Below are 26,232 nucleotides of genomic sequence, written 5' to 3'. Positions count from 1 at the left end.
CAGACACTCGGCATCTGGATGGAAACGGGGTAAAATAAAAGAGTATTCACAAATACGGGAGGAAGATGAATTATGCGCCTACAAATGGACGATTACACGGAAAATCAAATCAAAGCCAAAATCGGCGAACGCCCCGGCACGTTGCGGCTCGTCTACGATACGATCAACTGCGGCTGCAACGGCGTGGTGACGCTTCAGATCGCGGACAAACCGTGGGACACGGACATCGCGGTGGAGTCGGAGCCGTTCGAAGTATGGACCGACCGCCAGCAGGAGCAGCAGTTCGATCCGGTCATGAAGCTCGAAGCGGACCGCGATTACCCGTCGTTCAAGCTATCCAGCGACGGAGCGGTGTTCAGCCGGAACATGCGGGTGACGGACGTGCGGGAAGCGTAAACGTCATAGGAAAAAGAAGACCGGCGTTCGCCCTAAGAGGACGAGCGTCGGTCTTTTTGTTGGGCATGCCATGTCGGAAATGCTTCCGTTCAGCGTATAAGCTGATATAACATCCAGCCCGTAACCACTACGATCGCCGCGATTGTCGCGAAAATCTTTATCCTGCTGCGCGGCACGTCCCCGGCGACCGTGCCGTTTTGCCCGTTCACGAGACCGATGAAGCGCCGTCCGCGATGTTCGTGTTCAAAAGCGTAAAAAGGCAACAGCACGCGTCGAAAGCGAGGTCCCGCGTAATCCGTTTGAATCTTCAGATCGCGCACGGAATCGCCGCCGATTTTGCGCGTGATTGCGATTTTCAACAAAAGTCCGATCCGCGTTCTTCCGTTTTCCCAACCTTGAGAAAAAGACACATCCGACGCCGCAAGCACGCAGCCGCGCGTATATTCCGGAAGACACGGAGTAAGCGCCGAAAGATCGAAGCCGGCCGATTTTTCTAGCAAAGACGTATCGAAACGTCCGGAGGCGGAAACATGCAGCGCTTCGAAAATCTGTTCGTGAGTGCCGTCTACCGCATGGTAGTTCGTCACCCTGGTGCTTTCCGTATACGTTTCGGTGTTGCCGTCCGAGTCGGTTCGGGTATTGGTAGTCTCGCTTGTGCTGTCATCGCCGCGTTCTCCTTTGTACGTCGACTGGGTGCCCATCGAAAACGACCAGAACGGCAGATAAATCGGTGTCGGAGAGCGATGACTCGTGCCGCGAACGAAGAAATGAGGCGTAAACCGTCTGCTGCCGCGCCAAAGACGGTATTGTTCTTCGGCCTGCGCACCGGAGAGCGAGAACGGAATTAGCGCATCGGCCCAAGGCTGTGCGTGATTAGGCAAATCCGGCGTATCTTGCGGTCTGGCCGGGTCGAAGCGATGTTCGGCTGGGAGGTGCATGCAATCATCCTTTTCAAAAATAGTGGGATCGTAAGCTATACCCGAATCTGCACTTCATATACCGCTTCCTCCGAGTGCTCGGTCAGCGAAATATCGACTTGAATAATGCTCCATGCGCCGCTTTTGGCTTCCAGTCCTTCGGCATGCAGGTAGCGAAGCAGCTTCTCCAATCCGTCTACGTAATCTTCGAAATCATGCCCCGTATAACGCGTGCAGACGTAATCTCCGGCGGGAGCTTCCTGCGCCCCGGCGCTTCGCCGACTTTGAACGAAAGTAAAGATTGCGCTCGCACTTGCGATTTCAGAGGGGCTTAGAGGAAAGGCAAGAGCCGAAGGCTCCACAAAAAAGCCGAACTGGTTACCTGCAAGAAACGGAAGGGTATCATGCAATCTTTTTTCCAATTCCAAAAATCCGTAAGATACCGCCTCTTTATTTTGCATATCGACCTGATCCGGCAGCACCCAGAATTTGCGTTTGGGCAGCTTGCGGACGATAAAGTCGGACTCCGCATAATCGGTCTGAAAAGACTGAATATGCTGAATCCGGCTTTTCAACGTGCGCGAAATACGCTTGAGATCCGCAGCCTGACGATCGATCCGCTGCACGGCTTGCTTCAGCAATCCGATCGATTGATCGAGATGGCGATTCTGCATAAATGCACGTATCTCCTCAATCGAAAATCCGACCCGCCGAAGCTCCACGATCGTGCCGAGCACTTCGGATTGCAGAATGGAGTAGTAGCGATACCCGTTGTCCGGATCGGTGTACAGTGGACGGAAAAGTTCGATTTTATCGTAATAACGCAGCGTATCGGCAGGGACGTCGCAGTATTCGGACATCTCGCCGATCGTTAATTTTTCTTCCAGCACTCGATCTCCTCCTTGAACAAATCCGTTCGAAAAATCCGCTTGACCTTGGAGCCGCTCCAACCTTTACGCTTAATGTGTACCTCGTCGACGGGAAAAAATCAAGGAGGCTTCACCTCATGGCAAACGCAAAACGCTGGCTGATCCTGGCGATCGTGTCCAGTGCTTTATTTTTGATCGTAATCGATATGACCGTGCTTTATACCGCGCTTCCGACTTTAACGAGAGCGTTGTCGGCGAACGCGTCGGAAAAACTATGGATCGTCAACGCCTATCCGCTCGTCATGGCCGGCCTACTGCCGTCTATGGGCGTGCTCGGAGATCGGCTTGGACATAAAAGACTGTTTAACGTGGGCTTGAGCGTATTCGGCGTGGCTTCGCTGATCGCGGCGCTTTCGCCGGTTCCGCTTGTGCTGATCTCGGCCCGCGTGCTGCTCGCCGTCGGCGCCGCGATGATGATGCCGGCAACGCTGTCGATTATACGGCTTACGTTTACGGATGAAAAGCAGCGGATGCTGGCGATCGGAATGTGGGCGTCGGTGTCGTCGGGCGGAGCGGGACTGGGACCGTTGGTCGGCGGATTTTTGCTGGAGCATTTCTACTGGGGATCGGTGTTCCTGATCAATATCCCGGTCGTGGTCGTCGCGCTGATCGCGTCGCTTCGGTTCGTGCCGCAAACGAAATCCGCCGCGCGCCGAAAATGGGACTTCGCTTCGTCCGCGCTTATTATGCTGGGGCTGACCGGCGTGCTGTACGCCGTCAAAGAAATCGCCAAGCCGGATGGCTCGATCGCGATAGCTGTGCTGGCTGTCATCGTCGGCGCCGTTGCTTTGATCGTATTCGCCAAACGTCAGAAAACGAGCACCGCACCGCTGATCGATTTTAGTTTGTTCCGCAACGGACGCTTCAGCGCCGGAGCGATCACCGCGCTGCTGGCCTCGTTCGCGCTCATCGGATTGGAATACGTGCTCACGCAGCGGCTTCAACTGGTGATGGAACTGTCTCCGCTTCAAGCCGGGTTGTTCATTTTGCCGTTGCCGATCGCCGCTTTCCTGGCCGGTCCGCTTATGGGCAGCCTGCTGCATCGGATAGACTTGATCAAAGTCCTGCTGTTGTCGCTGCTGCTTGCGGGAAGCGGAATGGCGGCGTATCTGCTGCTGTTCGACTCCGGCCGGATCTGGCAGGTAGTCTGCATGATTGTGATCGGCTTCGGTCTGGGAGCGGGCATGTCTTCGGCATCCAGCGCGATCATGAATCAAGCTCCGGCGGAAAAGGCAGGCATGGCCGCTTCGATCGAGGAGGTGTCGTTCGAACTCGGCGGCGCGGTCGGGATTGCTGTACTGGGCAGCCTGGCGTCGTTCGCGTATACGGCTTCGCTGTCGCTTCCCGAGACGCTGCGCGATGCAAAAGGCGCGACGGACAGCCTGGACGGCGCATTGATCGCGGCCGAGCGTCTACCTCAAGCGAGCGGAGAACTGCTGGTTCGTTTGGCGAAAGAAGCCTTCGAGCAGTCGTTCTCGGTCGTGTTGGCTTCGGGGGCGGTTGTGTTGATCGGAGCTGCTCTGCTTATAAAAAGAATCGGTCACAAAGCGTCTTCGTCGGCGAAAAACATTCATTCGTAAAAAAACAGGAATCGTCCGCTTATTGCGACGATTCCTGTTTTTGATTGCCGTAGCGTTCCAGTCTGGCAACCCACTCATCGGGCAAATCGACCTCGCTTTGTAGCGAGCCGCCGCCCGGAATATGAACACCTTTGGCAGCAAGTCGTTCGACTTGCGAAGCCAAGCGATCAGAAAAGCTGGGGTCAAGAACTTTAGGGTCCAGCATCACCATAAATAACCCCGCGCCAGGCGATTCGCTTCCTTCGTCAAAAGCAGGCGCGTCCAACGACCAGTTTGCGCCGGTTACGCCTGCGGCGAGCACTTCGACCATCAGCGCGATATTGGCACCGCGCGATCCGCCGAAGGCCAGCAACGCACCCTTGATCGCTTCGCGCGAATCCGTCGTATGCTGACCCCGCTCATCAACGGCCCAGCCTTCGGGAATCGAATCTCCCCGTTCTGCGGCTCCCCGTACCTTCACGAATGCCGTAGCGCTGGAAGCTTGGTCGAAGACCAGCGGAGCTTTACCTTGAGTTGGCGCGGCAAAAGCAAAAGGATTGGTACCGTACACCGCTTCGGCGCTGCGTCCTGCGGCCAACAAAGCAGGTCCGTTGGTGGCAGCCAACGCGATCAAGCCTTGTTCGGCCATTTTGCGCGCGTAATAGCCCAGCTCGCCAGCCGTGTAGCTATCAGTGACGGAAAACACGGTCACGCCGTAGCTTTTGGTTCTGGCGAGCAATTCTTCGAAAGCCTGATCCAAACAGAGTTGAGCAATTCCGCCTTTCGCGTCGGCCTGCACGATCGCGGGCGCCGGATAAGAGAGTTCAGGCTCTGCCGTCCCCGAAATCCGACCGCTCAACAAGCCTTCCAAGTAGTCGAAAAGGTGCGCGAACCCTACCGAATGCCGACCGTGCCGCTCGGCAGAGATCGTAGCTTCGGCCAAAGCATTCGCCGCGGCCGGAGCTGCTCCGACCGCAAGACAGGCGCGAACTGCGAGGTCTTTTGCTTCATCAAGTGAATATTGTATGGAGACTCATCCTTTCCTGAGGCATTTAAAACCAATGAATAGTATTATGGTATAGGAAAATGGATCAAGCAAGTTTGAAGGAAAGGAGGAGGTTTATATGCAGTGGTATTCGCGCGTTCTCCATATCGTAGGACTGCTTATCGCGATATTCATGCTTTTTATAGTCGAAGATCGAAGTCTATCTACTAATATTTTTGGTACAGTCATTATGATTATGAGTCTATACGGCATATATGTAAGTTGGCGGAAACCGTATCAAAGCGACTCAGAACAAAATCAAAGACATGAATCCGACTGAAATAAAAAATCAAGGGACAGTTTCAAAGCCTTTATAGGGCAGAGACAGTCCCTTTTATAGTTACTATCGATAATTGGTTTCCATGAAAACGAAAAAATACTGTAGAAGTTCAACTTGTCGAGAAAATCTAATCTTTTTCTCGGGGTTTTCTCGCTTCCCGCGCCCATGTAACTTTCTCGACAACTCGCCCTTATTTTATTTTGAAAACAAATTTCGATCACCTATCCACAAAAAACAAGTGAAATCAAAGAATCAATACGTGGACAAACCAGAGGATCATAAATTAATATATAAGGGAGTCATTAACAAAAGCAATTTTGTAAGCGTTACCAAAAAGTTAATCAAGCTATTCATGATCGGAGGCGACCCTTTGAAACGTTTCCCGATGACCCTACAGTTGGCCTGCATTTTATTCATCGTGATGGTCATTCCTGTCAGTATTCTGACTTGGTATAGCAGTGAACAGGGTTTGCGCAATTCCGAGCGAGAGATCGCGGAGTCGTCACTCGCCGAACTGGTTGCCAGCCGAAGGCTGAACGAGAGCGCGCTCAACAGCCTGTCGCAAGACACGGTTCGTTTGTCGGCTACGGGGACGTTTGACCGGATCCGTCCGTTTCCTACCTACGAAGCATTGAGCGCCGACTATGGCAATATTAGCCGCGCGATGGCGATCATGCGGGAGTTGACCAACCTCAACCGCCGGGCGGAAGGGGTGGCCTCGTCTTTTTTCTATCTGGAAGATTCGGATTATGTGGTATCGACCGACCGAAGCATCACGACCTTGAGCCGATACGAATCAATGGACTGGCTTGAAGACGCGCTGGAGGAACAACGGGGCATCGAAGGGATCTGGTATCCGCGCAAACTGGAATCCGGCGTACCCGTCGTTTCCTACGTGCTTCCGCTGAGCCGATTATCGACAACGACGAGGGGAACGATCGTCGTCAATTTGCGCGAGAGCCAGTTGGAGGACTATTTGTCGTCTTCGAACGAAGCGAGTACGGACTATGCGCTGATCGACTCCAAAAACACCGTGATCTCCCATGCCGACAAAAGCCTGCTGCTGCAAAATGCCGACGTGCTGCCTTTTTTTAACCAGCTGAAGCAAAAAGTCTCGGTAGATGGCTATTCGTTTGGCGAAACGGGTGGAGATCGGGTGCTATATGCCTGGACGCATTCCGAGCCGTTCGGCTGGACGCATCTCAGTACGTATTCCGTGCAGGAATTGTTAACCCGAACCCATACGCAGCAACGGGGGATCATCGTGCTGACCGTCATCGTGATCTTTATCGGCACCTTCGCCACCTTGCTTCTGGCCGCATGGTTCTCCAAGCCGGCCCGTGAGTTGGTACGTACGCTGACGCTGCGCGGTTATCTGGGCGTGCCCGGTCAGAATGAATTCGCGTTTTTGGAAACGGCGTTCCGCCGCATGCAGGGTGAAGAAACCAAGTTGCACGAACTGCTGCGGGAGCGGGAACGGGATGCACGCAGCTTGACCGTTCAACGGTTATTGCGGGGAGAGGTGGACGAAGCGGCTTCTTATGTGTTCCCGTATACGTATCTGCTTGTCGCCGCGATCTCGATCGACGGCTATCGCGGCTATTCCAGCAAGCATAATTCCGAGACCCGAAGCTACCACCGCCATCTGCTGAACATGTACTGTGACAGTTTGTTTGAAGATGGGTTGATCGGACAGTTTTTATATCGGGGAGAAGGCTATTTTACGCTTGTTCTGAACGATAGCCACGAAGAAAGCGACCAGCGGAATAAGGAAATCCATGCGTATATCGAGCGGATTCGGGAAAAAGCGACCGAGCTGCTGGAACATACCGTCACCATCGGCGTCAGCCAGCGCGCCAAACGAACGACAAGTATCCCGGATCTGGCCGCGGAAGCGCTGGAAGCGGTCAAAAAGCGCATGATCGCGGGCAGCGGAGGCATTCATTACTACCGGGCGGAAGAAAATCGCGAAATGAAGTATCTGTATCCCGATTGCAGCGAGCGGCGGATTCTCAACTTTCTTGATGCAGGCGATCTGGACAAAATGGATGCGGAGCTGGAGCGAATCGCTGAGGAGATCCGCTCTGCCGACTATATTTCCCACGATAACATTCTGTTCATTTATAACCAGTTGGTCGGCGTGACGATCAAGCATCTTCAGGAAACCGACAGCCGCGCCGCCCGAACCGTAGCGGGAAAAGGCAGCGTCTATTCGACAATCGCTTCACTGGACACGTTGAACGACTTGCAGACGTATATCCATGATTTTTATGCCGGGATCGTCGGAGCGATGAAGCCGGCAAACGAAGAAAGCCAGTCTCACGCCGATCGGATCATGAATTATTTGCGCGAGCATTATTGCGAGGATGTCGTATTCGAGGATATGGCGAAGGAGATCGGAATCAGCTACTCGTATATGCGAAAAATCGTGTACGAAATGAACGGTTCCAGCCTGATTGACTCGCTCAACAAACTCCGAATCGAGAAAGCCAAGCAGTTGCTGCTGGAAAACGAACGGACGATTACGGAGATTGCGGCCGCTGTCGGCTACGAAAACGCACGCAGCTTCAACCGCTTTTTCCATAAATACGAGGGGATGGCGCCGAGCGTCTACAAAGCCCAGTATCGCACGTCTTGAGACCTGCTTTTACTTCCTGAATTCACGTTTCCCCAGGTGTCATTTTTGATTCTCACCTCCAGAAATGATTGGTTCAACCCTTATTTTCCCTGGAAAACCGGGGGTTCGATCAAAAATGACCGCCAGCATCAACACTCGTCGTTTACCGATCCCGGAAGCCGCGGCTATGATGGGCACATGTCCGGCGACGGATCGAAAAAAGGAAGACGGGAGGTGGAAAGGTGAAGGGAATCAGTATCGCCAAAAGCAAAAATGAAACCGCTTTACTGAAAGAGAGCCGTTACGGTCCTCTCTATTATCTGCGACGCGATTGGCAATTGTACGTGCTGCTGCTGCTTCCGCTGGTGCTGGTGTTGCTGTTCAAATACACGCCGCTCGCGGGACTGGTCCTCGCCTTTAAAGATTACAAGATCGCGAAAGGGTTCTGGGGAAGCGAATGGGTCGGCATGGAAGTGTTTCAGGAATTGTTCGCCAAGCCGGATTTCGCGAGAGCCGTGCGCAATACGCTGTTATTGAACATTCTGGATCTGCTGTTCAGTTTCACGGTGCCGATCTTCCTCGCCCTGCTGCTGCACGAGGTCAAGAATATTCTATTCAAGCGGGTCAATCAAACGCTGCTTTATCTGCCGCACTTCTTGTCCTGGGTCATCATCGGGGCGATGGCGTACCAATTGCTCGGCGAAGGCAACGGGATGATCAACAACCTGCTCGCCACGCTGGGTGCGGATCGGGTGCCGTTTCTCCAGCAGGATACGAATTGGCTGATCAGTTATCTGTTAATCGGCATCTGGCAAAGCATGGGCTGGGGCACGATCATTTACCTGGCTGCCATGAGCAGCATCAACCCGGAGATGTACGAAGCCGCAACCGTGGATGGAGCCAGCCGTTGGCGCAAGATGTGGAACATCACGCTGCCTTCGATCCGTCCAACCATTGTCACATTGCTTATCATGAGTCTGGGCGGCGTTATGGGCGGTTCGTTCGAACGGATCTTCTCGCTGCTTAACCGGGCTACAACCGAGTTTACGACCACCATTCCGGTACTCGTGTATCGGTGGGGGATCGAAGGCGGAGACATCAGCCGCGCGACCGCATTGGGACTGTTCCAGGCGCTGATCGGTCTGGTGCTCGTACTGGCTGCCGACCGGATCGCCAAAAAAATGGGCGAAGACGGCCTGCTGTAAAGGAGGAAAAAGATGAAAGCCGTAAGCAACGCTCCGGTCGGCAGCAAAAAACGCTTTGATGTCTGGGGATTTATCATCCACGCGGCGCTGGTCGTCGTTTCCCTGGTCTGTTTGCTGCCGTATCTGCATATTGTCGCCAAGTCGTTCAGCGAAGATGCTTATGTCATCGCGAACAAAGTCTATCTGCTGCCGAAAGGCTTCTCGATCGAGGCCTATACGAAAATTTTCGCCGACGCCAGCATTTTGCGCTCTCTCTATGTATCTGTGATCGTGACCGTACTGTTCACCATACTGGGGATGATCGTGACGATCTGTGCGGCGTATCCGCTGTCGCGCCGACAATTGAAAGGCCGCTCGACGCTGACGTTCATTTTCTTGTTCACCATGTATTTCAGCGGCGGGATTATCCCGGAATATATGCTTATCAACAACCTGGGCATGCTGGATACGCTATGGTCGCTCATATTGCCGTTATCGTTCAGCGCATTCAACTTATTGATCATGAAAACGACGTTTACCCACAGCGTGCCGGTCAGCCTGGAGGAATCCGCGCGGATCGACGGAGCCGGTCACTTCCGAATCCTCTGGAGTATCGTGCTTCCGCTGTCCAAACCCATTTTGGCAACCCTGTCGCTTTTTTACGCGGTAGGCCGCTGGAATGCTTATCAGGACGCACTGTTTTACATCAAGCACAATGTCGATCTGCGTCCGCTGCAATTGAAGTTGTATTACCTGATCGTTCAGGCGAGCGAAAGCTTCCAGTTGGAAGCGACGCAAGTGACGCTCAGCAATCCGGAGGTCATGAAAGCCGCCGTCGTCGTGTTCGCCACGCTTCCGATCATCTGTATCTATCCATTCGTGCAGAAATATTTCGTTCAAGGCACGATGCTCGGCGCGGTAAAGGAATAATACGGTTTTTACACACAAAGGGGGACTGGGAATGGGTCAAAAGAAAAAAGCTTCGTTATGGGTAACCGGACTTGCTCTTGTCGGTTTGTTGGCCGGATGTACGGGCGGCGGTGGCGGCACAAGCAATGAAGCAGGCGGCTCCGCGACGAACGAAGGCGATACGCCGACGGCTGCTGCGGAAGGCTTCGCGGATTACTCGAACGGGTTTCCAGAAAAGGTTCAGCTGGATATTCCCGTGTACGAGCGCGCTTTCGAAGGCTGGAACGTCACGGACAACTATTATACCCGGTGGATTCAAAAAGAATTCGGCGACAAGTATAATGTAAGCGTTAACTTCGTGCCGATTACCCGTGCTAGCGAAGTGACCGATTTCGAGCAGTTGCTGGCTTCGCGCAAAGCGCCGGATATCATTTTCCACTACGATATGCCGCAGGCTTTGGCTTATTACGGCGAAGAAGTGCTGCAAGAGCTGAACCACGATGAAATCAAAAACTACGCGCCTACATACTGGGCGAATCTGGGCGAGACGATCGAGCAATACGGCACGATCGACGAGAAACCGACCTTCTTCTTCGCTTCGCGTCCGAACGTGGACAACTTTACCACCATCATCCGCAAAGACTGGGTAGAAAAGGTGGGCATGAAGATGGAAGACCTGACTTCGCTCGAAAAGTACAACGAAATGCTGGTGAAATGGAAAGAAGCGGGTCTCGGCACCACGGGCGGCAGCCTGATCCAGAACTCGTTCAACTTCAACTATCCGTTCCGCGATTGGCCGTTCGACGAGAAGTACCGCGCGCTGTATTCCGATCTGTCCGTGGCGGACCTGACGACGGCGGACACGGAACGTTATCTGCGCAACTTGAACTATCAGTACAACAACGGCCTGATCGACCGCGAGTTCTACCTGCGTTCCGACGAGCCGAAGATCAAAGCGGAATTCGTGGCCGGTAAAACAGGCACGTTCGGCACGTACTTGACCAACAATACGGACGTGATCGCCGCCACGCTCAAAAACAATCCGGATGCCGAGTTCGCTATCATGCCTCCGTACGCGGGCGTGCCGGAAGGCCGCGAACCGCAAGGCCGCGCATACTGGCCGTTCGGCTTCATCATGGGCATCAACTACGAATCGACCGATATGGAACGCGCGGCGGTATGGATGTACTTGGAATGGATGAGCCAACCGGACAACCTGTTCTTCCTGCAAAACGGCGTCGAAGGCGAAAACTACACGCTGGACAAAGAAGGCGTTGCCGTGCGCGATCCCGACTTCAAAGGCGAGTCGGTGCTGGCGCAAAACAACAACAAAGACTATTGGGCGCTCGTGACGGAAACGGCGCAATATCCGGACCCGGCAACGACGCTGGCCGCCAACAAACGCAACTGGTCGCCGCCGGGCCACGAATACCTGGCGGACGACATGATCAAGTATTACGACGAAGTCGAAGAATTCCGCACGCCGGACGCGCTGTATACGGTCGTACTGGACAGCGTCAACGATTACAAAGCCGATCTGAACGTTTTGTTCCAGGAGCTGTACCTGAAGATCGCGCTCGCGCCGGAAGATCAATTCGACCAACTGTACGAGGAAGCGAAAACGCAATACCTCAACGCAGGCTATCAAGAGATTCTGGATGAGAAACAGAAAGCGATCGACGCGGGGCAGTATAAGTAACGATAACGGGTGGGGCCGTTTCGCAAGCAAGGTGCAAAAATGGGGAGGAAGCGCGAGAAATTGCGCTCCTCCCTGTTCGTGATGAACGGGAAGAAACGGAGGGATTTATGCCAATGTCAGCGAGAACGGAAGAGTTGTACGGATATTTATTTGTCCATTTTATAGGGGAAAGCGACTTGAATGGGGAGCAGGTCTATTTTGCTTTGAGTAAGGACGGGATGCAGTGGAAGGATCTCAATCGGGAGCAGCCTGTGTTGACATCTTCGGTCGGTGAACGCGGCGTACGCGATCCCTACTTGCTGCGCGGCGCGGACGGAGACCGCTTTTACCTATTGGCGACGGATCTCAGCATCTACGGACGCGGAGGCTGGGGCTTGGCCGAAGCGACGCTGACCGGCAGCCGGTCGCTCGTGATCTGGGAATCGGCGGACTTGCTGAACTGGTCGGAGCCTCGACTGGTCGGGCTTGCGCCGGAAGAAGCAGGCTGTGCTTGGGCACCGGAAGCAATCTACGACGAGGAAAGCGGAGACTATCTGGTTTTCTGGGCTTCAAGCCGGGATGCGCAAAGCGGCGGCGAACGTGGCTTGCATATCTACAGTAGCCGCACCGTGGATTTTCGAACGTTCACGCCTGCCGAACCTTATATCTCGCGCGGGGAAAATGCGAGCATTATCGATACCACGATCATTCGGGTCGGCAATCGGTATTACCGGGCTTCCGGCGACGGACAGATCACGATCGAACGCGGCAGCCGTCTGGACGGCGAGTGGGAGAAGCTATCGACGCTGGAATCGCTGGGTCTGAAGTTGACGGGAAAAGACGCGGAAGGCCCGCAGTTTTTTAAAAGGAACGGCGAGGAAAAGTGGGTGCTGCTGGTGGATCGCTACTCGACGCAAGGCGGATACCTGCCGATCCTCACTACGGATATCGGCGACACGACAGGAACGGCCTGGCGGATCGCCGAGCCGGGCGAGTATGACTTTGGCGCGTTGAAAAAAAGGCACGGTTCGGTGCTGCCGATTACGCAGAAGGAGTATGAAGCGGTGGAGAAGCGCTGGGCTGCGGAGGCGGACGAGACAAATATCGTGCGGAACGGGTAAGAAGCAAGAAAAAGCGGGAGGATCAGAGCTTGGCTCGATTCTTCCGCTTTTTTTATCGTGGCAAGGCTAAGTGTGCGATTAACGCCGAAACGATATCGCCAAAACCAAAAAAGATATAACGGATCGTATGTCCGTTACATCCCTTTTTATCGCGTTTGGTTGAGCGTAACGGACCGTAGCGACGCTTAGCCGTTGAGATCGTAGCCGAAAGGGCGGAATCCGTGTTGTTTTCGTCTTTAAGCGTCGCTACGATCCGTTAAAAACGAGAAGCGTTCGATTTTTCGCGCTAAGGTGCAGCTCGATCCGTTAAATCCGAGCTGTATTCAAATATGCGGTGTTGTGCGGTGTTCAGCAGCTCGCGAAGCGTTCTTTTATTCGATCCACTGAATTACCGAATCGTATTCCCGTCTGTTTTTGATCCGGCTCGGTTCATCGACCCGGTAACCGAAAGCGGCCATCACGGAAGCCTGATACGATCCATCTTCAAGCAATCCTTCGTTGTCGAGAATTTCATTCACTTTTTCATAATTGAAGCCTTCGATCGGGCAGGAGTCGATGCCGATCTGGGCGGCGGCCGTCAGCATATTGCCGAGCGCGATATACGTTTGCTTGCTGGCCCAGTCGAACAGCGCGCGGTCGTTTTCGAATAATCGCAGGTCGTTTTCCTGGAAATTCCGATAAGCTTGGGTCATTCGCAGAAGCGTGTCGCTTGGAACCTTTTTGGTGTCGGTCATCAGCTGCTGGACATAATCGCTATCGGTCCGGGCGTTGCTTTTGGCGAGAATAATCACGAAATGGCTGGCGGTGGGCAGTTGTCCTTGGGCACCGAAGCTGACGGCTTTGATCTTTTCCCGTAATTCTTTATTTTGAACGATCAAAAATTTCCACGGTTCATAGCCGAGAGAGCTGGGAGAAAGTCTGGCCGTTTCCAGGATGAAATTGAAGTCGTCGTCGCTGATCTTTTTCGAGGGATCAAAAGATTTCGTGGCGTGTCTGTCATTGAAGGCTTGCAAGATATCTTTCTTTTTTTCTATTGTATTCATGAGGATCGACCACGCTTTCTGTTTACTAGTATCGTCGACGTATATAGTACTATAGAGATATCGAAGCCGAGAAGTACGCACAATTTTGTGGGATAGTATCTATTTTGATCCTGAGAGAATGGGGTTTTGATCTATGGAACCGTGTAAAAAAGAATCCGCGACCCCGTACACTTGTCCTGTGGCGGTTACGGTGGACGTGATCGGAGGAAAATGGAAAGGGATCGTGTTGTACCATTTGATCGAAGGGCCTGTGCGGTTCAACGAGCTGAGAAGAATGATGCCCGAAACGACGCAGCGAATCCTCACTTTGCAGTTGCGGGAGTTGGAACGGGACGGCGTGGTTCACCGGGAAATTTATCGTCAGGTTCCTCCCAAAGTGGAGTATTCCCTGACCGAATTCGGCCGTACGCTGATCCCGATCATCAATCTGATGCGCAGTTGGGGCATGGAGCATGAGCGCGAAATTTTGGATCGGCGCAATCCGTAAGGAGGAGACGGCAAAATGAACCGGAAAGCCGGAGAATGCGAGACGTCGCCGCAAACGCAAAGCGCGGAGCGAACAACCCCTTTGTACGTCACAGATGAAGCAGACGGGAGGGGAAACGAAAACCGGGAAGAGTCCGAGACGGCTCCCGGCCCCTGCGAACCAAACGCGGCGGGCATCGACCTGAACTGCGATCTCGGCGAAAGCTTCGGAGCGTATACGCTGGGACGGGATGCCGAGATTTTGCCGTTTGTGACATCGGCGAATATTGCTTGCGGCTTCCATGCGGGCGACCCGTCGGTGATGCAGCGAACCGTAAAGCTGGCATTGGAAGCGGGGGTCGCGATCGGTGCGCATCCGGGCCTGCCCGACTTAGCCGGGTTCGGTCGGAGAAACCTCGACGTCTCGGCGGGCGAAGTCTATGCCATGACGATGTACCAGATCGGGGCGTTGAACGCGTTCGTGCGCGCGGAAGGCGGAACGTTAAAGCATGTCAAACCGCATGGAGCTTTGTATAATATGGCGGCTGCCCGGGCCGATCTGGCGGAAGCGATCGCCGAAGCCGTTTACCGGGTCAATCCGGCTTTGACGTTATTCGGCTTGGCGAAAAGCGAGCTGACCCGTGCGGCCGAGCGAATCGGCTTGCGTGCCGCGCATGAGGCGTTTGCGGATCGAGGATATCGGGCGGACGGTTCGCTGATCAAGCGAGGACTTCCCGGCGCCTTGATTGCCGATGCCGGGACGGCGGCGAAGCGAGTGGTTCGGCTTGCGCTTGAAGGCCGCGTGTCCACGCCGGACGGCGAGGACATCGAGCTGCGCGCCGACACGATCTGTTTGCATGGAGACGGCGAGCATGCGTTGGCGTTCGCACGCCATATCGTGGAGGCTTGCCAGGCAGCGGGAGTCGCCGTGAAGCCTTTTGAATGAAATCGCGGTAGCGGTACAACATATTGCCGGGAGGTGAACGGGATGGACGGGAAGGAACAAGCGGGGACGGTGAAACCGATAGGGGATTCGTTGGCGGAGAAGCCTCATGCCGTGCATCTGCCATTGATAGAGCCGCTTGGCGAAACGGCAATTCGGGCCGTATTCGGTACGGATATTTCGCCGGAAACCAATAGCAAGGTTCGCAAGCTAACCGATTATCTGGAACGTCAACCGCTACCGGGGATGATTGAAGCGGTGCCGTCTTTTGCGGTCGTGACGATTTTTTACGATCCGTTGAAGGCTGCGCAGCAATGGCCCGGTGTTGGACACGGCACGGTTATGCAGAGCATGGCGGAATTGCTTCGGAGTCTTCTCCTGACGGACATTGTTGAAAAAGAAAGCACTTCGCGCGTGATCGAGATTCCGGTGCTGTACGGCGAAGAGTACGGGTCGGATTTGAACTTCGTTGCCCGGCATGCCGGGATGAGCGAAGAAGAAGTGATCGCTATTCATGCGGCGCGGGAATATCCGGTATATATGATCGGCTTTGCGCCCGGTTTTCCTTACTTGGGCGGCATGGACCCGCGGATTGCGGCGCCCCGGCTTGAGACGCCGCGCTTATCCGTTCCGGCGGGAACCGTTGGAATCGCGGGCGCTCAGACCGGCGTATATCCCTTGGCTACGCCCGGCGGCTGGCGGATGATCGGGCGGACGCCGACCGCGCTGTTCCGGCCGGAACGGATTCCGCCGAGCTTGCTGCGGGCGGGGGACCGGGTTCGATTTCGGTCGATTTTGAGGGAAGAATATGACCATTTGGCGAATAGTATGGCCGATGAAGCAAAAGGCTTCTTAACAGCTCGCGAAAAAGGCTTTTCGATCGAAAGGAAGAAGGGTCGAAAAGAGCATGAGCGAACATCGGATGGAGTGGGGCGGGGAGACAACGAAGACTACAGGGAACGGGATACTTCGATCCTGTCGGTTACGGTATTAAAACCCGGTCTGCTGACCACGCTGCAAGACCTCGGTCGTCCCGGTTATCAGCAGTACGGCGTCACCGCCGGAGGCGCGATGGATGCCTATGCGCTGCGTGCGGCCAATCTAATGGCAGGCAATGCCGAAGGCGAGGCCGCGTTGGAGATCACGCTGGCCGGACCTGCGCTGCGCTTCGAGCGCGAGACGCTGATCGCGCTCACCGGCGCCGATCTGGCGCCTTCGGTCGGCGGCGTGCCGCTGCCGATGTGGCGGCCCGTCCGTATCCGGGCCGGGGCCGTGCTGGAATTCGGCCCTCCGCGCGCAGGTTGCCGCGCGTACCTCGCGCTGTCCGGCGGCTTCGCCGCGCCCGCGGCGCTGGGCAGCCGCGGCACCGATCTTCGAGCCGGCCTGGGCGGGCTCGAAGGCCGGGCGCTTCGCGCCGGCGACGTCCTGCATGCGCGGACGTCGGCAAGCACGGCGCGCACAGCCGAGCGCGCCTTCGGCCCGCTGCGCGGCATCGCGCCCGGGGCGGACTTCGCCGCCGCGGCGTGGCACGCCGCGCACGGCTACGTCGCAGGCCGCCCGGATTGGGGCGACCTGCATCGTTCCGGCTCCACGCAGCCGGAAGGACCGCCGACGGCTTCGCGATCGTCCGTCGCCGCTTCGGCCGCCGCCGATTCCGTTGCCGTCCGCTTCACGCGCGGCTCGCATTTCGCCCTGTTCGACGCGCCGAGCCGCGAAGCGCTGCTGACCGCAGCTTTTCGCGTCACTCCGCAGTCCGACCGCATGGGCTGCCGCCTTTCAGGTCCCGCTCTGCGTTTGGAGCAGCCGCAGGAGCTAATCTCCGAAGCCGTCGCTCCGGGAACTGTCCAGGTTCCTGCCGACGGCAATCCGATCGTGTTGACCGCAGACCGGCAGACCACGGGCGGTTATCCGCGTATCGCGCAGATCATATCCGCAGATCTGCGACAGATCGCTCAACTCCGTCCCGGGCAGGCATTATCCTTCGCGGAAGTGTCTTTGCGAGAAGCGGAAAGGCGATATATCGAGCAAGAACGGGAGCTGGCCCGCCTTCGCATCGCACTGCGTTTAGGGAGAAACGGCTAGGGCGTGTCTTCAAACCTGCCAATGTGCATCTTTTGCCGCCTTTTCGTCCTCTGCGGATATCGACTTGAAGCGTGTCGCTATCCACCAATGGCTTCGTCACTTTCCCTTGACGTGCCCCGGCACGCCTTCGAAAAAGTTCCTTGCCGAGAACGAAAATTCGGCCAAATCTGCTTCCATCGAGGTTTGAAGACACGCCCTAGTACTCTGTATCAGGTCAAATAGTGGGTTTACGTTTGGCCGAAACGCACACGGGTCTAGTGCGTTTCGGACGAGCGTAACCTTACCTTCTATTGATACAGAGTACTAGGGCTCTGTACCAGATGGAGGTCTCTTTTTTCGAATGTGTGCAAAACGTCAACAATTCCGGTTCCATATCGTGCTTTTCTCGCAAATGCTGAGGTTTCGGCAACATTTTTGCCTACTTCCTGCTCGAATCGGCGATAAAAAGCAAATTTGTTGACTTTTTATCAGCATTTTTAAAAATGAGCCGTTAAAAGTCGTAAAATGTGTGCAAAATGTCATCAATCCAAGACAAGCTACGAGTACTTTGACCGCATCCAATCCAAGGTTTGCGTTCATCGGAAACACGTACGGTTCAAGCGGGTTTTCGAGGAGCGTAACCTAACATCTTGAGCGGTCATGGTACTATTCTAAAACGAAAAGTGCCCAGCCTATGCCCTACGGCTTCAAACAAGCATTCCGCGTCGAGGTTTGAAGACATGCCCTAGGCGCTATTCCGGCAAGCTCGATTCCACACACGCTCGAAATGACGTTAAAACATACGTAAGATCGAGTCTTTGACTATCCGCTTGTCTTTTTTCCCAACCAGCAAGAGAGAAAATCTATTGACAGACGAATGCTGTCGAATTATAGTGGAAACCATATTTACGTAATGTCGACCATTAAAGTCGGTTATAACGAAATTTGAACGTTGCCCGGTTGCGATGGACAAATTTTTTTGCCCAATGAAATGGTTTAAGGTCTATACCTTATATCTTTTTGGATTAAAGTGTTGAAGGAGACGCTTCGGGAAGGATGTGGAACGGTGCTGATCAAGCCTGCAATGAATCTGGAGCAGGTATCACCCAAGAAAGTCAGCGATTTTATCTTTGATCGGCTGGAAGAAGCCATCATCTTGAAGGAGTTCATGAGCGATGAGCAGCTTCCGGCGGAGCGGGATCTGGCGACGATCTTCAATGCCAGCCGGATCACCGTACGCGAAGCATTGGCCCGTCTGGAATCGCTCGGCCTGGTCGAAAAGCGCGTCGGCGCCAAAGGCGGCACCTTCGTGCTTCCGATTACGCGCAACTCGCATCTGCGCAATCGCGACGAGATGCGTCGGAATTGGGATTCGATGATCGAAGTCTTCGAATATCGGATGGTCGTTGAGCCGGGAGCCGCTTATCTAGCCGCGCAGCGTATCGGAAAAGCAGAGCTTCAAGAGCTGCGCAATTACGTGGCGGCCAGCATCGAACCGGACTGTACCCGCGAAGCCTTCCGCTCGATTGACGTCCGTATCCATCTCAGCGTCGCCCGGGCTTCCGGCAATGTGTACTTCGACCACGCGGTCCGGCAAATCCGAACCAAGATCAACCCGGCGCTCGATCTGATGCCCTACAGCGATCGCGTCAAAGCGAACAACTACGAGGCTCACCGCGACCTGATCGCCGCCCTCGAAGCCGGCGACGCCGAGCGTTCAAGGGACATCATGTACCGGCATATCGAACACTCCGCCGAAGCCATCCGAGCCCGCGTTTTCGCCGACGAAAGCTTCGAAGATTAACAGGACGCGCAGCGCACCCGAGGATCAGCAACCTCCTTGCCTATACGCCCTCGCACCGCCCCTTTGCCGGAAAAGGAGACGTCCACCGCCTCTTTTTCCGGCAAAGGGATTACTGCAATCTAATTCACACTAAATTCATCAACATACTTACAAGAATTGTTTTGGACAAAGTTGCGTCAACGCGTCTACCCGGACAACATACCTTGAAATATTTAAAAGCAAAGCGCCATCAGTTATTACGAAGCCCAAATCCCGGCGAGTAAGCCTTGCCCACTTGTACACCCCGGAAAGCCCTATTCTTTGACAGGAAAGCCCAGGCGAAGGGAGAAATTCAGTGAACTACAGGCTTTCGCAGAAAGCCTGCGGTAACATACGTTGAGATGTTGGCCTTTGAGTTCGGAAAACTTCCTGCTTAAATTTCATTCGGTTTTCCGAGCGAGACAGCGCCTTGTGAAGCATTTCGAAGAAATGCACTTCGGAAGCATATGCTTGTAATTTCTCCCGTAGCCCCAGCTTTCCCAAAAAAACGAATAGGCCTTTCCCCCACTCATTAAGGAGGACTTAACTCATGAAAAGCGGACTTATCAAAACATTCGCAGCCTTACTCACAGCAGCATTGGTCGTAACCGGCTGCGGAGGCGGAGGTAACGCAACCACTTCCACCGATACCGGCACAACGACTGCCGCGCCGGCAACATCCGACGGCACGCTCACCATCGCCAACGGTACCGATATCGAAAGCTTCGACCCGCAAAACAATAACAATACAGCGAGCGAAGCGATTCTCGTCAACGTATTCGATTACCTGCTCAAAAACGATAACGAAGGCAACAAAGTTCCGGCTCTCGCCACGTCATGGGAGCAAACGGCAGACAACGTCTGGCAGTTCAAACTGCGCGACGACGTGAAGTTCCACAACGGCGATCCGTTTACCGCGGCCGACGTGAAATACACGTTCGAACGTCTGGCAACCGACGAAGCGCTCAAGCAGCATTCGTATTTCAAAACGATCGAAGAAGTGCGCGTCGTCGACGACTACACCGCCGAATTCGTGACAACGGGACCCGATCCGCTGCTGCTGAACCGTTTGTCGAAGATGGGCGCGGGCATCCTGCCTTCGAAATATATCGAAGAAAACGGCCTCGACGCTTTCCTCAAAAATCCGATCGGCACAGGCGCCTACAAGTTCAAATCGTGGGCGAAAGACGACCGCGTTGTTCTCGAAAAGAACGACGACTATTTCGACGGCGCGCCGAAATGGAACGAAGTCGTTTTCCGCGTCGTTCCCGAAGCGTCGACTCGCGTATCCGAGCTGCTGACTGGCGGCGTGGACATCGTATCCGGCGTTCCGTCGACCGATATCGAGCGCATCGAACAAACCGAAAACCTGTCGGTCGAGACCACTCCGATCAAGCGCGTGCTGCAACTAATCGTGCGCCAGACCGAAGGCACGGCGACGGCCGATCCGAAAGTACGCGAAGCGATCGACCTGGCAATCGACAAGAAAGCCATCGTGGACAGCATCGCGGGCGGCAACGGCGTGCTGACTCGCACATCCGTCACGCCGGGCAACTTCGGTTCGGACGAGAGTCTGTACGAGCAATCGCTGTACGATCTGGAAAAAGCCAAAGCCTTGCTGCAAGAAGCGGGCTACGGCGACAAAGGGCCTGAACTTTCGCTGTCTTCGTCCAGCCAATACAAAGAGTATGCCGAAGTCGTGTCCGCGATGCTCACGGCTGCCGGATTCACTGTTAATCTCGACATTTTGGAGCCAAGCGCGTTCAGCGAAAAAATGACGTCCAAAACGTTCGGCGAACTGTACATGATCGGCATCGGCAACTCGATGAACGACGCGTCGAACAACTACAACCGTTTCCTGGCTTCCGAAGCCGCAGGCGAAACCGACTACAACAATGCCGAAGTCGAAAAGCTGCTGCAATCGGCACTCGTGAACATGGACGAAGATTCCCGCGCCGACGAGTACAAACAAGTGCAGCAGATTCTGGCCGAAGAACGTCCGGCGATCTATCTGTTCCAAATGAAAGGCGTCTACGGCGTCAACGCAAGCGTAGACTTCGCGCCGCGTCAGGACGAAATGTTCTACGCGCAAGACATCGCGCCTGCCCAATAAAAAAAGGAAGCGAAGGCGACGCCCTTTACGCAGGTCTTCACGCAGGCCGTCCCGCGATTCCTTTTATGAGATCAGCAAGTTTGTCCTTTGCGCTCGGCCGATACAAACGGCCGAATCCGCAAAGGACCCTTGCGTTTCTGCGCGTATCTGTGACCAAGCAACGTTAACTAAAGCTTTGTTGCCCGGTAAACGTTTCACGCATGGGAATCAACGCTTTCTCGCGACCTCATGCTCATGCGGAATGTAGATGTACCCATTATTCGTTTCCCAGGCGGCCGGCTGCTCACACTCCGGCCGCTTGCTTGCGAATTTGGATGATGCTTTTTAAACGACTTTCGATTCTACTTTGGCAAGGAGGGATAAGCCGTGGGCAAATATCTCGTCAAATCGCTGCTGCAAATGATTCCGGTACTGCTGCTGATCTCGCTGATCGTGTTCATTCTGGTGCGCGTGACCGGCGATCCGGTCGCGCTGATGCTGCCGGAGTCGGCAACCGAAGCAGACCGGGCGACGCTGACGCGGGAGTTGGGATTGGATCTTCCGCTGTATCAGCAGTACGGTATCTTTTTGACCAACGCGATCCAAGGCGACTTCGGCACATCGTTCCGCTACGGCGAATCGGCGCTGCCGCTGGTGCTGGAACGTCTTCCGGCGAGCTTTGAACTGGCGTTCGCCGCGATGGCGCTGGCTGTCGTGATCGCGATTCCGCTCGGCATCTGGTCGGCGGTCAAACGCAATACCTTTATAGATGTTTTTATATCCGGTATCTCGGTACTGGGCAAAGCCATGCCGAACTTCTGGATGGGCATCATGCTGATCTTGCTGTTTTCCGTCATGTTGGGCTGGTTCCCCGTATCGGGACGAGGCGGACTCACGCATCTGATCCTGCCCGCGATCACGCTCGGCGTCAGCCTGGCGGCCCAGATGACGCGGCTGATCCGCTCCAACATGCTGGAAATCCTGAATCAGGACTATATCCGGACCGCCCGTAGTAAAGGCATCTTTGAAATGTTCGTCATCGGCAAGCACGCTTTTCGCAACGGACTGATTCCTGTGGTAACGATCATGAGTCTGCAATTTACCAGCCTGATCGGCGGCACGCTGATTACCGAGACCGTGTTCGCGTGGCCGGGGTTGGGACAATTGCTCGTATCCGCGGTCAACACGCATGATATGGCGATCGTGCAGGCGGCGGTGTTCGTGATCGCGATCTTCGTCATTTTAATGAACATTTTGACGGATCTGGTCTACCGGCTGCTCGATCCGCGCATCAAATACAGTTAAGAAGAAGAAGGAGGAGACGCTGTGGCGACTTCTACAGAAAGCGGCGCGGGGACGCTCCCGGTTCCGCCGAACAAGCGAACGGAAGCACGCGGGTTGAAAAAAGGGCTCCGGCAACTGCTCCGCAGCAAAACGGGTACGCTCGGCGCGGTCATCGTGTTGATCGTATGTCTGATCGCGATCTTCGCTCCGCTGCTGGCGACGCATGATCCGAACGCCGTGGCTCCGATCGATCGGCTGAAGCCTCCGGCTTGGCTGGAAGGCGGCAGCGGCGATTACTTGCTCGGCACCGACAACTTGGGACGCGATATTTGGAGCCGGATCGTCTACGGTTCGCAGGTGTCGCTGATCGTCGGGATCGGAGCCGTGCTCGTGTCCGGCGCGATCGGCGCGGTACTCGGCGTAACGGCGGCGTATTACGGACGCTGGGTCGACGCTGTCATTATGCGCTTGGCCGATTCGCTGCTGGCAATCCCGACCATTTTGCTCATGCTGGTCGTGCTGGCGGTCGTCGGACCGGGCATGTGGACGCTGATCTTTGTGATCGGGGCGACCAACTGGGTCTCGTACGCGCGCGTCGTGCGCGGCGAGGTGCTGAGTCTGAAAGAACGGGATTTCGTCAAATCGGCCCGCATGATCGGCGCACGCAGCGGACGGATCATTTTCCGGCATATTTTGCCCAATGTTATGTCTTCCTTTATCGTTTTGTCCGGCATGAACGTGGCGACGACGATCATTATGGAGGCATCGCTCAGCTTTCTCGGACTCGGTATCACGACGCCGGATGTCTCTTGGGGCGGCATGTTGAGCGACGGCCGTCAATACGTTGCCACAAGCTGGTGGGTCGCGACGTTCCCCGGCATGGCGATCACGATCACGGTGCTGGGCGTCATTTTCCTCGGCGATTGGCTGCGCGACGTGCTGGACCCCCGGATGAAGCTGAAAAACGGATGATGCCGCGTCACCGTACCGGCATCCTTTTCCGAAAACCAAAACGATGCTCATTAAGAAAGGCGGTGATCGAATGAGCTTGCTTGAAGTCAAAGAACTGAAAACGTTTTTCAACACGGCCGAAGGCACGGTTCCTTCCGTCAACGGAGTCAGCTTCTCGGTCGAAGCCGGGGAAACGCTGGCGATCGTCGGCGAGTCCGGCTGCGGCAAAAGCGTCACGTCGCTGTCGATCATGCAGTTGGTGTCCGACCCGGGCGAGATCGTGGGCGGCGAGGTGCGTTTTGAAGGGAAAGACTTGTTGACTCTGCCTAAAAAAGAAATGCGCAAATATAGAGGGAACGAAATTTCGATGATTTTTCAGGAGCCGATGAGTTCCCTCAACCCCGTGTTCACGATCGGCAATCAGGTAGGCGAGGTGCTGCGGCGACATAAAGGCTTGAGTCGCGGCGAAGCGAAAAAGCAGGCGGTCGAGATGCTGAAAAGAGTCGGCATTCCGCGCGCGGAGCAAATTGCGGGCAATTTCCCGCACCAGCTTTCCGGCGGTATGCGCCAGCGCGTCATGATCGCGATCGCGCTGGCCTGCCGGCCGAAGCTGCTGATCGCCGACGAGCCGACCACCGCGCTCGACGTGACGATCCAGGCGCAGATTTTGGATCTGATCGGCAAGCTGAGCGAAGAAGAAAATACGGGCGTGATCCTTATCACGCACGATCTGGGCGTTGTCGCCGAGATGGCCGACCGCGTCGTGGTGATGTATGCGGGCGAAGTAGTCGAAGAAGCGCCTGTGTACGAGCTGTTCGAGCGCCCCGGCCATCCGTACACGATCGGCCTGATGGGCTCTCTTCCGAAAATGAGCGAGCAGCGCGACCGGCTGGACTCGATTCCCGGCGCGGTTCCGAATTTGCTGGACATGCCTCCGGGCTGCCCGTTCCACCCGCGTTGCCCGTTTGCGATCGAAGCGTGCACGCAAACCAAGCCTGCGCTGGACGAACAACAACCGGGCCATTACGTGCGCTGCTTGCGTGCCGGGGAGGTGGGGTAAGATGAGCGGTTTCAAAAAAAGCGGAGAGCACCCAGCCGAGCAATCGGAAAAGGAACAATTCGTGATCGGCGAAACGGAGATGACTTTGGCAACCGCGGCGAAGCCGGACGAGCTTATGCTTTCTTCGTCCGAGGCTGCGGCGGCTAAGGAGGCGCAGGTGTCGGGAAACGCTGGGACGTCGAAAACAAGCGCCGCCGCTCCTTTGCTGCAAGTGCGCGGTCTCAAAAAGCATTTTCCCGTAGCGAAAGGTTGGTTTTCCCGCAAAAACGACTACGTTCGCGCGGTCGACGGACTGGATTTCGACGTGATGCCGGGCGAGACGCTGGGTATCGTGGGCGAATCCGGCTGCGGCAAATCGACGGCGGGACAGATGATCGTGCAACTGCTGGAACCGACCGACGGACAGGTTATTTTCGACGGCACGGATCTGGCTTCGCTCAGCGGCGAACAGGTTCGGCGCGCGCGGCGCGACCTTCAGCTCGTGTTCCAGGACCCGTACTCGTCGCTCAATCCGCGCATGACCGTCTACGATCTGGTCGCCGAGCCGCTGATCGTGCACGGGCTGGCTTCGGGCAAGGCGCTCAAAGCCGAGGTTATGCGCCTGCTGGAAGCGGTCGGCCTCGGCCCGCAGCACGCGGCCCGTTATCCGCACGAATTCAGCGGCGGCCAACGGCAGCGGATCGGCATCGCCCGGGCGCTTGCGCTCAAGCCGAAGATGATCGTCTGCGACGAACCGGTCTCCGCGCTCGACGTGTCGATCCAGGCACAGGTGCTGAACCTGCTCAAAGACTTGCAGGAGCAGTTCGAACTCACGTACATCTTTATCGCGCACGGGTTGCCGTCGGTCAAACATATCAGCGATCGGATCGCGGTCATGTACCTCGGCAAAATCGTCGAGATCGGCTCGCGCGAAGATTTGTTCGCGTCGCCGAAGCATCCGTACACGGAAGCGCTGCTCGATGCCGTTCCGGTGCCGGACCCGCGCCTACGCCGCAAACGCGAACCGCTGTCCGGCGAACTGCCAAGCCCGGTGAACCCGCCGTCCGGCTGCGCTTTTCATCCGCGTTGTCCGTATGCGCAGGACATCTGCCGCCAGCAGGCGCCGGCGTTGGAGCAGAAGGCAGAAGGTCAATCGGCGGCGTGCCATTTTCCGAGGCATATGGATGAAGCGAGCACGGCGTCTCGTTGAGGAATAGAGTTTTTCAAATGTAAAGGTAGCTTGTAGCTTGGGGACGCTTGCGAACGCGAACGAGTTGCGGCAAGCGCTCCGTATCTTTTTTGAAAGGGGAATGGCTTGATGAGTGATCTGAATCAGATCGGGAATATCGGAGAAGCTTCCGGCGATAAACGTATCAAACTATCGATCCCGGTCGGCATGCTGCTGGAAAACTGCCGCAGCGGCGGATTTTCGGACGACGAGATTGCGGATATGCTGAATGCCCGCGATTACTCGAAGCTGCCGGAACGCGTGCGCGAGCCGGAGATGGAATTCGCCGAACGCTTCGCGACCGCGGAAGAGATGGGCGAAGACTGGGAACGCGCGCTGCGCGAAGGCTATACGTTCAAGTTCTTGCATGTCGGCGCGCTGCGTCGTTTGCTGCTTTTCCGGCACGGTCTGGTCGTGGAGCGGGATTACGTGCAGGACGAGCTGGATCTGCGCGGCGTGCCGTTGACGACGGAAGAAGCCGAGCAATTGCAAGCCACGATCGTGCGGCAGTGGGCGGTGGAGCCGGAGCAGGGCGAAGGGGCGAAGCCGGGGACGTATCGGATCGGGTTGAAGTTTCGGGATTGAGCATGACGCATGACAAGCTGACTGATTATTTTTGTGCAAAAGGCGCTGCTTCCGTATTGAGACGGGATCATCGCTTTTTTGTTT

At 55.5% G+C, this 26,232-nt stretch carries 21 protein-coding genes; 17 read left to right on the top strand and 4 right to left on the bottom strand.

The genetic code is table 11. The features are described 5' to 3' along the window. Positions 1-72 precede the first annotated feature (72 nt). A complete protein-coding gene (locus WKI47_RS18585) occupies positions 73-396 on the top strand; it encodes an iron-sulfur cluster biosynthesis family protein (RefSeq protein ID WP_340228669.1) in 324 nt (107 codons plus the stop codon). An 89-nt stretch (positions 397-485) separates the two neighbouring features. On the opposite strand, the gene WKI47_RS18580 is transcribed toward WKI47_RS18585, so the two are convergent. After that, entirely contained in the window at positions 486-1,334 is an 849-nt protein-coding gene (locus WKI47_RS18580; RefSeq protein ID WP_340228668.1) for a hypothetical protein, read from the bottom strand. A gap of 35 nt (positions 1,335-1,369) precedes the next feature. Further along, positions 1,370-2,203 carry a helix-turn-helix domain-containing protein gene (locus WKI47_RS18575; protein ID WP_340228667.1) on the bottom strand — a complete coding sequence of 278 codons (834 nt, stop codon included), beginning with the start codon at positions 2,201-2,203 and terminating at the stop codon, positions 1,370-1,372. 116 nt (positions 2,204-2,319) lie between these two features. On the opposite strand from WKI47_RS18575, the gene WKI47_RS18570 reads away from it, so the two are divergent. Next, complete coding sequence (locus WKI47_RS18570; protein ID WP_340228666.1) at positions 2,320-3,822, top strand: MFS transporter; 1,503 nt, start codon at positions 2,320-2,322, stop codon at positions 3,820-3,822. Positions 3,823-3,841: 19 nt separating this feature from the next. Here WKI47_RS18570 and WKI47_RS18565 read toward each other — a convergent pair whose 3' ends face one another. Further along, positions 3,842-4,828 carry an Ldh family oxidoreductase gene (locus WKI47_RS18565; protein WP_340228714.1) on the bottom strand — a complete coding sequence of 329 codons (987 nt, stop codon included), beginning with the start codon at positions 4,826-4,828 and terminating at the stop codon, positions 3,842-3,844. Between the two features lie 668 nt (positions 4,829-5,496). Here WKI47_RS18565 and WKI47_RS18560 point away from each other — a divergent pair. The 5 genes from WKI47_RS18560 to WKI47_RS18540 all read left to right on the top strand — a co-directional run bounded on the left by WKI47_RS18560 (position 5,497) and on the right by WKI47_RS18540 (position 12,635). Then, entirely contained in the window at positions 5,497-7,764 is a 2,268-nt protein-coding gene (locus WKI47_RS18560; RefSeq protein WP_340228665.1) for an AraC family transcriptional regulator, read from the top strand. Between the two features lie 221 nt (positions 7,765-7,985). Next, positions 7,986-8,948, top strand: a complete 963-nt coding sequence (locus WKI47_RS18555) for an ABC transporter permease (protein WP_340228664.1) — start codon at positions 7,986-7,988, stop codon at positions 8,946-8,948. A 12-nt stretch (positions 8,949-8,960) separates the two neighbouring features. Then, a complete protein-coding gene (locus WKI47_RS18550) occupies positions 8,961-9,857 on the top strand; it encodes a carbohydrate ABC transporter permease (protein WP_340228663.1) in 897 nt (298 codons plus the stop codon). Positions 9,858-9,888: 31 nt separating this feature from the next. Beyond that, positions 9,889-11,535, top strand: a complete 1,647-nt coding sequence (locus tag WKI47_RS18545) for an ABC transporter substrate-binding protein (RefSeq protein WP_340228662.1) — start codon at positions 9,889-9,891, stop codon at positions 11,533-11,535. A 113-nt stretch (positions 11,536-11,648) separates the two neighbouring features. Continuing rightward, on the top strand, positions 11,649-12,635 hold the full coding sequence (locus WKI47_RS18540) for a glycoside hydrolase family 43 protein (RefSeq protein WP_340228661.1): 987 nt from the start codon (positions 11,649-11,651) through the stop codon (positions 12,633-12,635). 371 nt (positions 12,636-13,006) lie between these two features. Here the strand turns inward: WKI47_RS18540 and WKI47_RS18535 are convergent, their stop codons facing one another. Next, positions 13,007-13,678, bottom strand: coding sequence for an NAD(P)H-dependent oxidoreductase (locus tag WKI47_RS18535; RefSeq protein WP_340228660.1), 672 nt, complete (start codon positions 13,676-13,678; stop codon positions 13,007-13,009). Positions 13,679-13,811: 133 nt separating this feature from the next. On the opposite strand from WKI47_RS18535, the gene WKI47_RS18530 reads away from it, so the two are divergent. The 10 genes from WKI47_RS18530 (at position 13,812) to WKI47_RS18485 (ending at position 26,148) form a co-directional block, all read left to right on the top strand. Beyond that, positions 13,812-14,165: a helix-turn-helix domain-containing protein gene (locus WKI47_RS18530; RefSeq protein WP_340228659.1), complete on the top strand. Its 354-nt coding sequence runs from the start codon at positions 13,812-13,814 to the stop codon at positions 14,163-14,165. 15 nt (positions 14,166-14,180) lie between these two features. After that, positions 14,181-15,089, top strand: a complete 909-nt coding sequence (locus WKI47_RS18525; protein ID WP_340228658.1) for a 5-oxoprolinase subunit PxpA — start codon at positions 14,181-14,183, stop codon at positions 15,087-15,089. A 42-nt stretch (positions 15,090-15,131) separates the two neighbouring features. After that, positions 15,132-17,168 (top strand): 5-oxoprolinase subunit PxpB, encoded by a 2,037-nt coding sequence (gene pxpB, locus WKI47_RS18520; RefSeq protein WP_340228657.1) that lies wholly within the window; start codon positions 15,132-15,134, stop codon positions 17,166-17,168. A 1,045-nt stretch (positions 17,169-18,213) separates the two neighbouring features. Beyond that, positions 18,214-18,951 (top strand): FadR/GntR family transcriptional regulator, encoded by a 738-nt coding sequence (locus tag WKI47_RS18515; protein WP_340228656.1) that lies wholly within the window; start codon positions 18,214-18,216, stop codon positions 18,949-18,951. A 568-nt stretch (positions 18,952-19,519) separates the two neighbouring features. Further along, positions 19,520-21,082 carry an ABC transporter substrate-binding protein gene (locus tag WKI47_RS18510; protein ID WP_340228655.1) on the top strand — a complete coding sequence of 521 codons (1,563 nt, stop codon included), beginning with the start codon at positions 19,520-19,522 and terminating at the stop codon, positions 21,080-21,082. A 366-nt stretch (positions 21,083-21,448) separates the two neighbouring features. Then, entirely contained in the window at positions 21,449-22,366 is a 918-nt protein-coding gene (locus tag WKI47_RS18505; protein ID WP_340228654.1) for an ABC transporter permease, read from the top strand. Positions 22,367-22,459: 93 nt separating this feature from the next. Further along, entirely contained in the window at positions 22,460-23,317 is an 858-nt protein-coding gene (locus tag WKI47_RS18500; protein ID WP_340228713.1) for an ABC transporter permease, read from the top strand. Positions 23,318-23,387: 70 nt separating this feature from the next. Then, positions 23,388-24,356, top strand: coding sequence for an ABC transporter ATP-binding protein (locus WKI47_RS18495; RefSeq protein ID WP_340228653.1), 969 nt, complete (start codon positions 23,388-23,390; stop codon positions 24,354-24,356). A gap of 1 nt (position 24,357) precedes the next feature. Continuing rightward, positions 24,358-25,545, top strand: a complete 1,188-nt coding sequence (locus WKI47_RS18490; RefSeq protein ID WP_340228652.1) for a dipeptide ABC transporter ATP-binding protein — start codon at positions 24,358-24,360, stop codon at positions 25,543-25,545. 108 nt (positions 25,546-25,653) lie between these two features. Beyond that, positions 25,654-26,148 carry a hypothetical protein gene (locus tag WKI47_RS18485; protein ID WP_340228651.1) on the top strand — a complete coding sequence of 165 codons (495 nt, stop codon included), beginning with the start codon at positions 25,654-25,656 and terminating at the stop codon, positions 26,146-26,148. Positions 26,149-26,232 lie beyond the last annotated feature (84 nt).

Source organism: Saccharibacillus sacchari (genome assembly GCF_037722395.1).
GTDB classification, from domain to species: Bacteria; Bacillota; Bacilli; order Paenibacillales; family Paenibacillaceae; genus Saccharibacillus; species Saccharibacillus sacchari_A.
The sequence above is the reverse complement of the archived record's forward strand: the minus strand, read 5'-3'. Positions and strand labels throughout refer to the sequence as shown.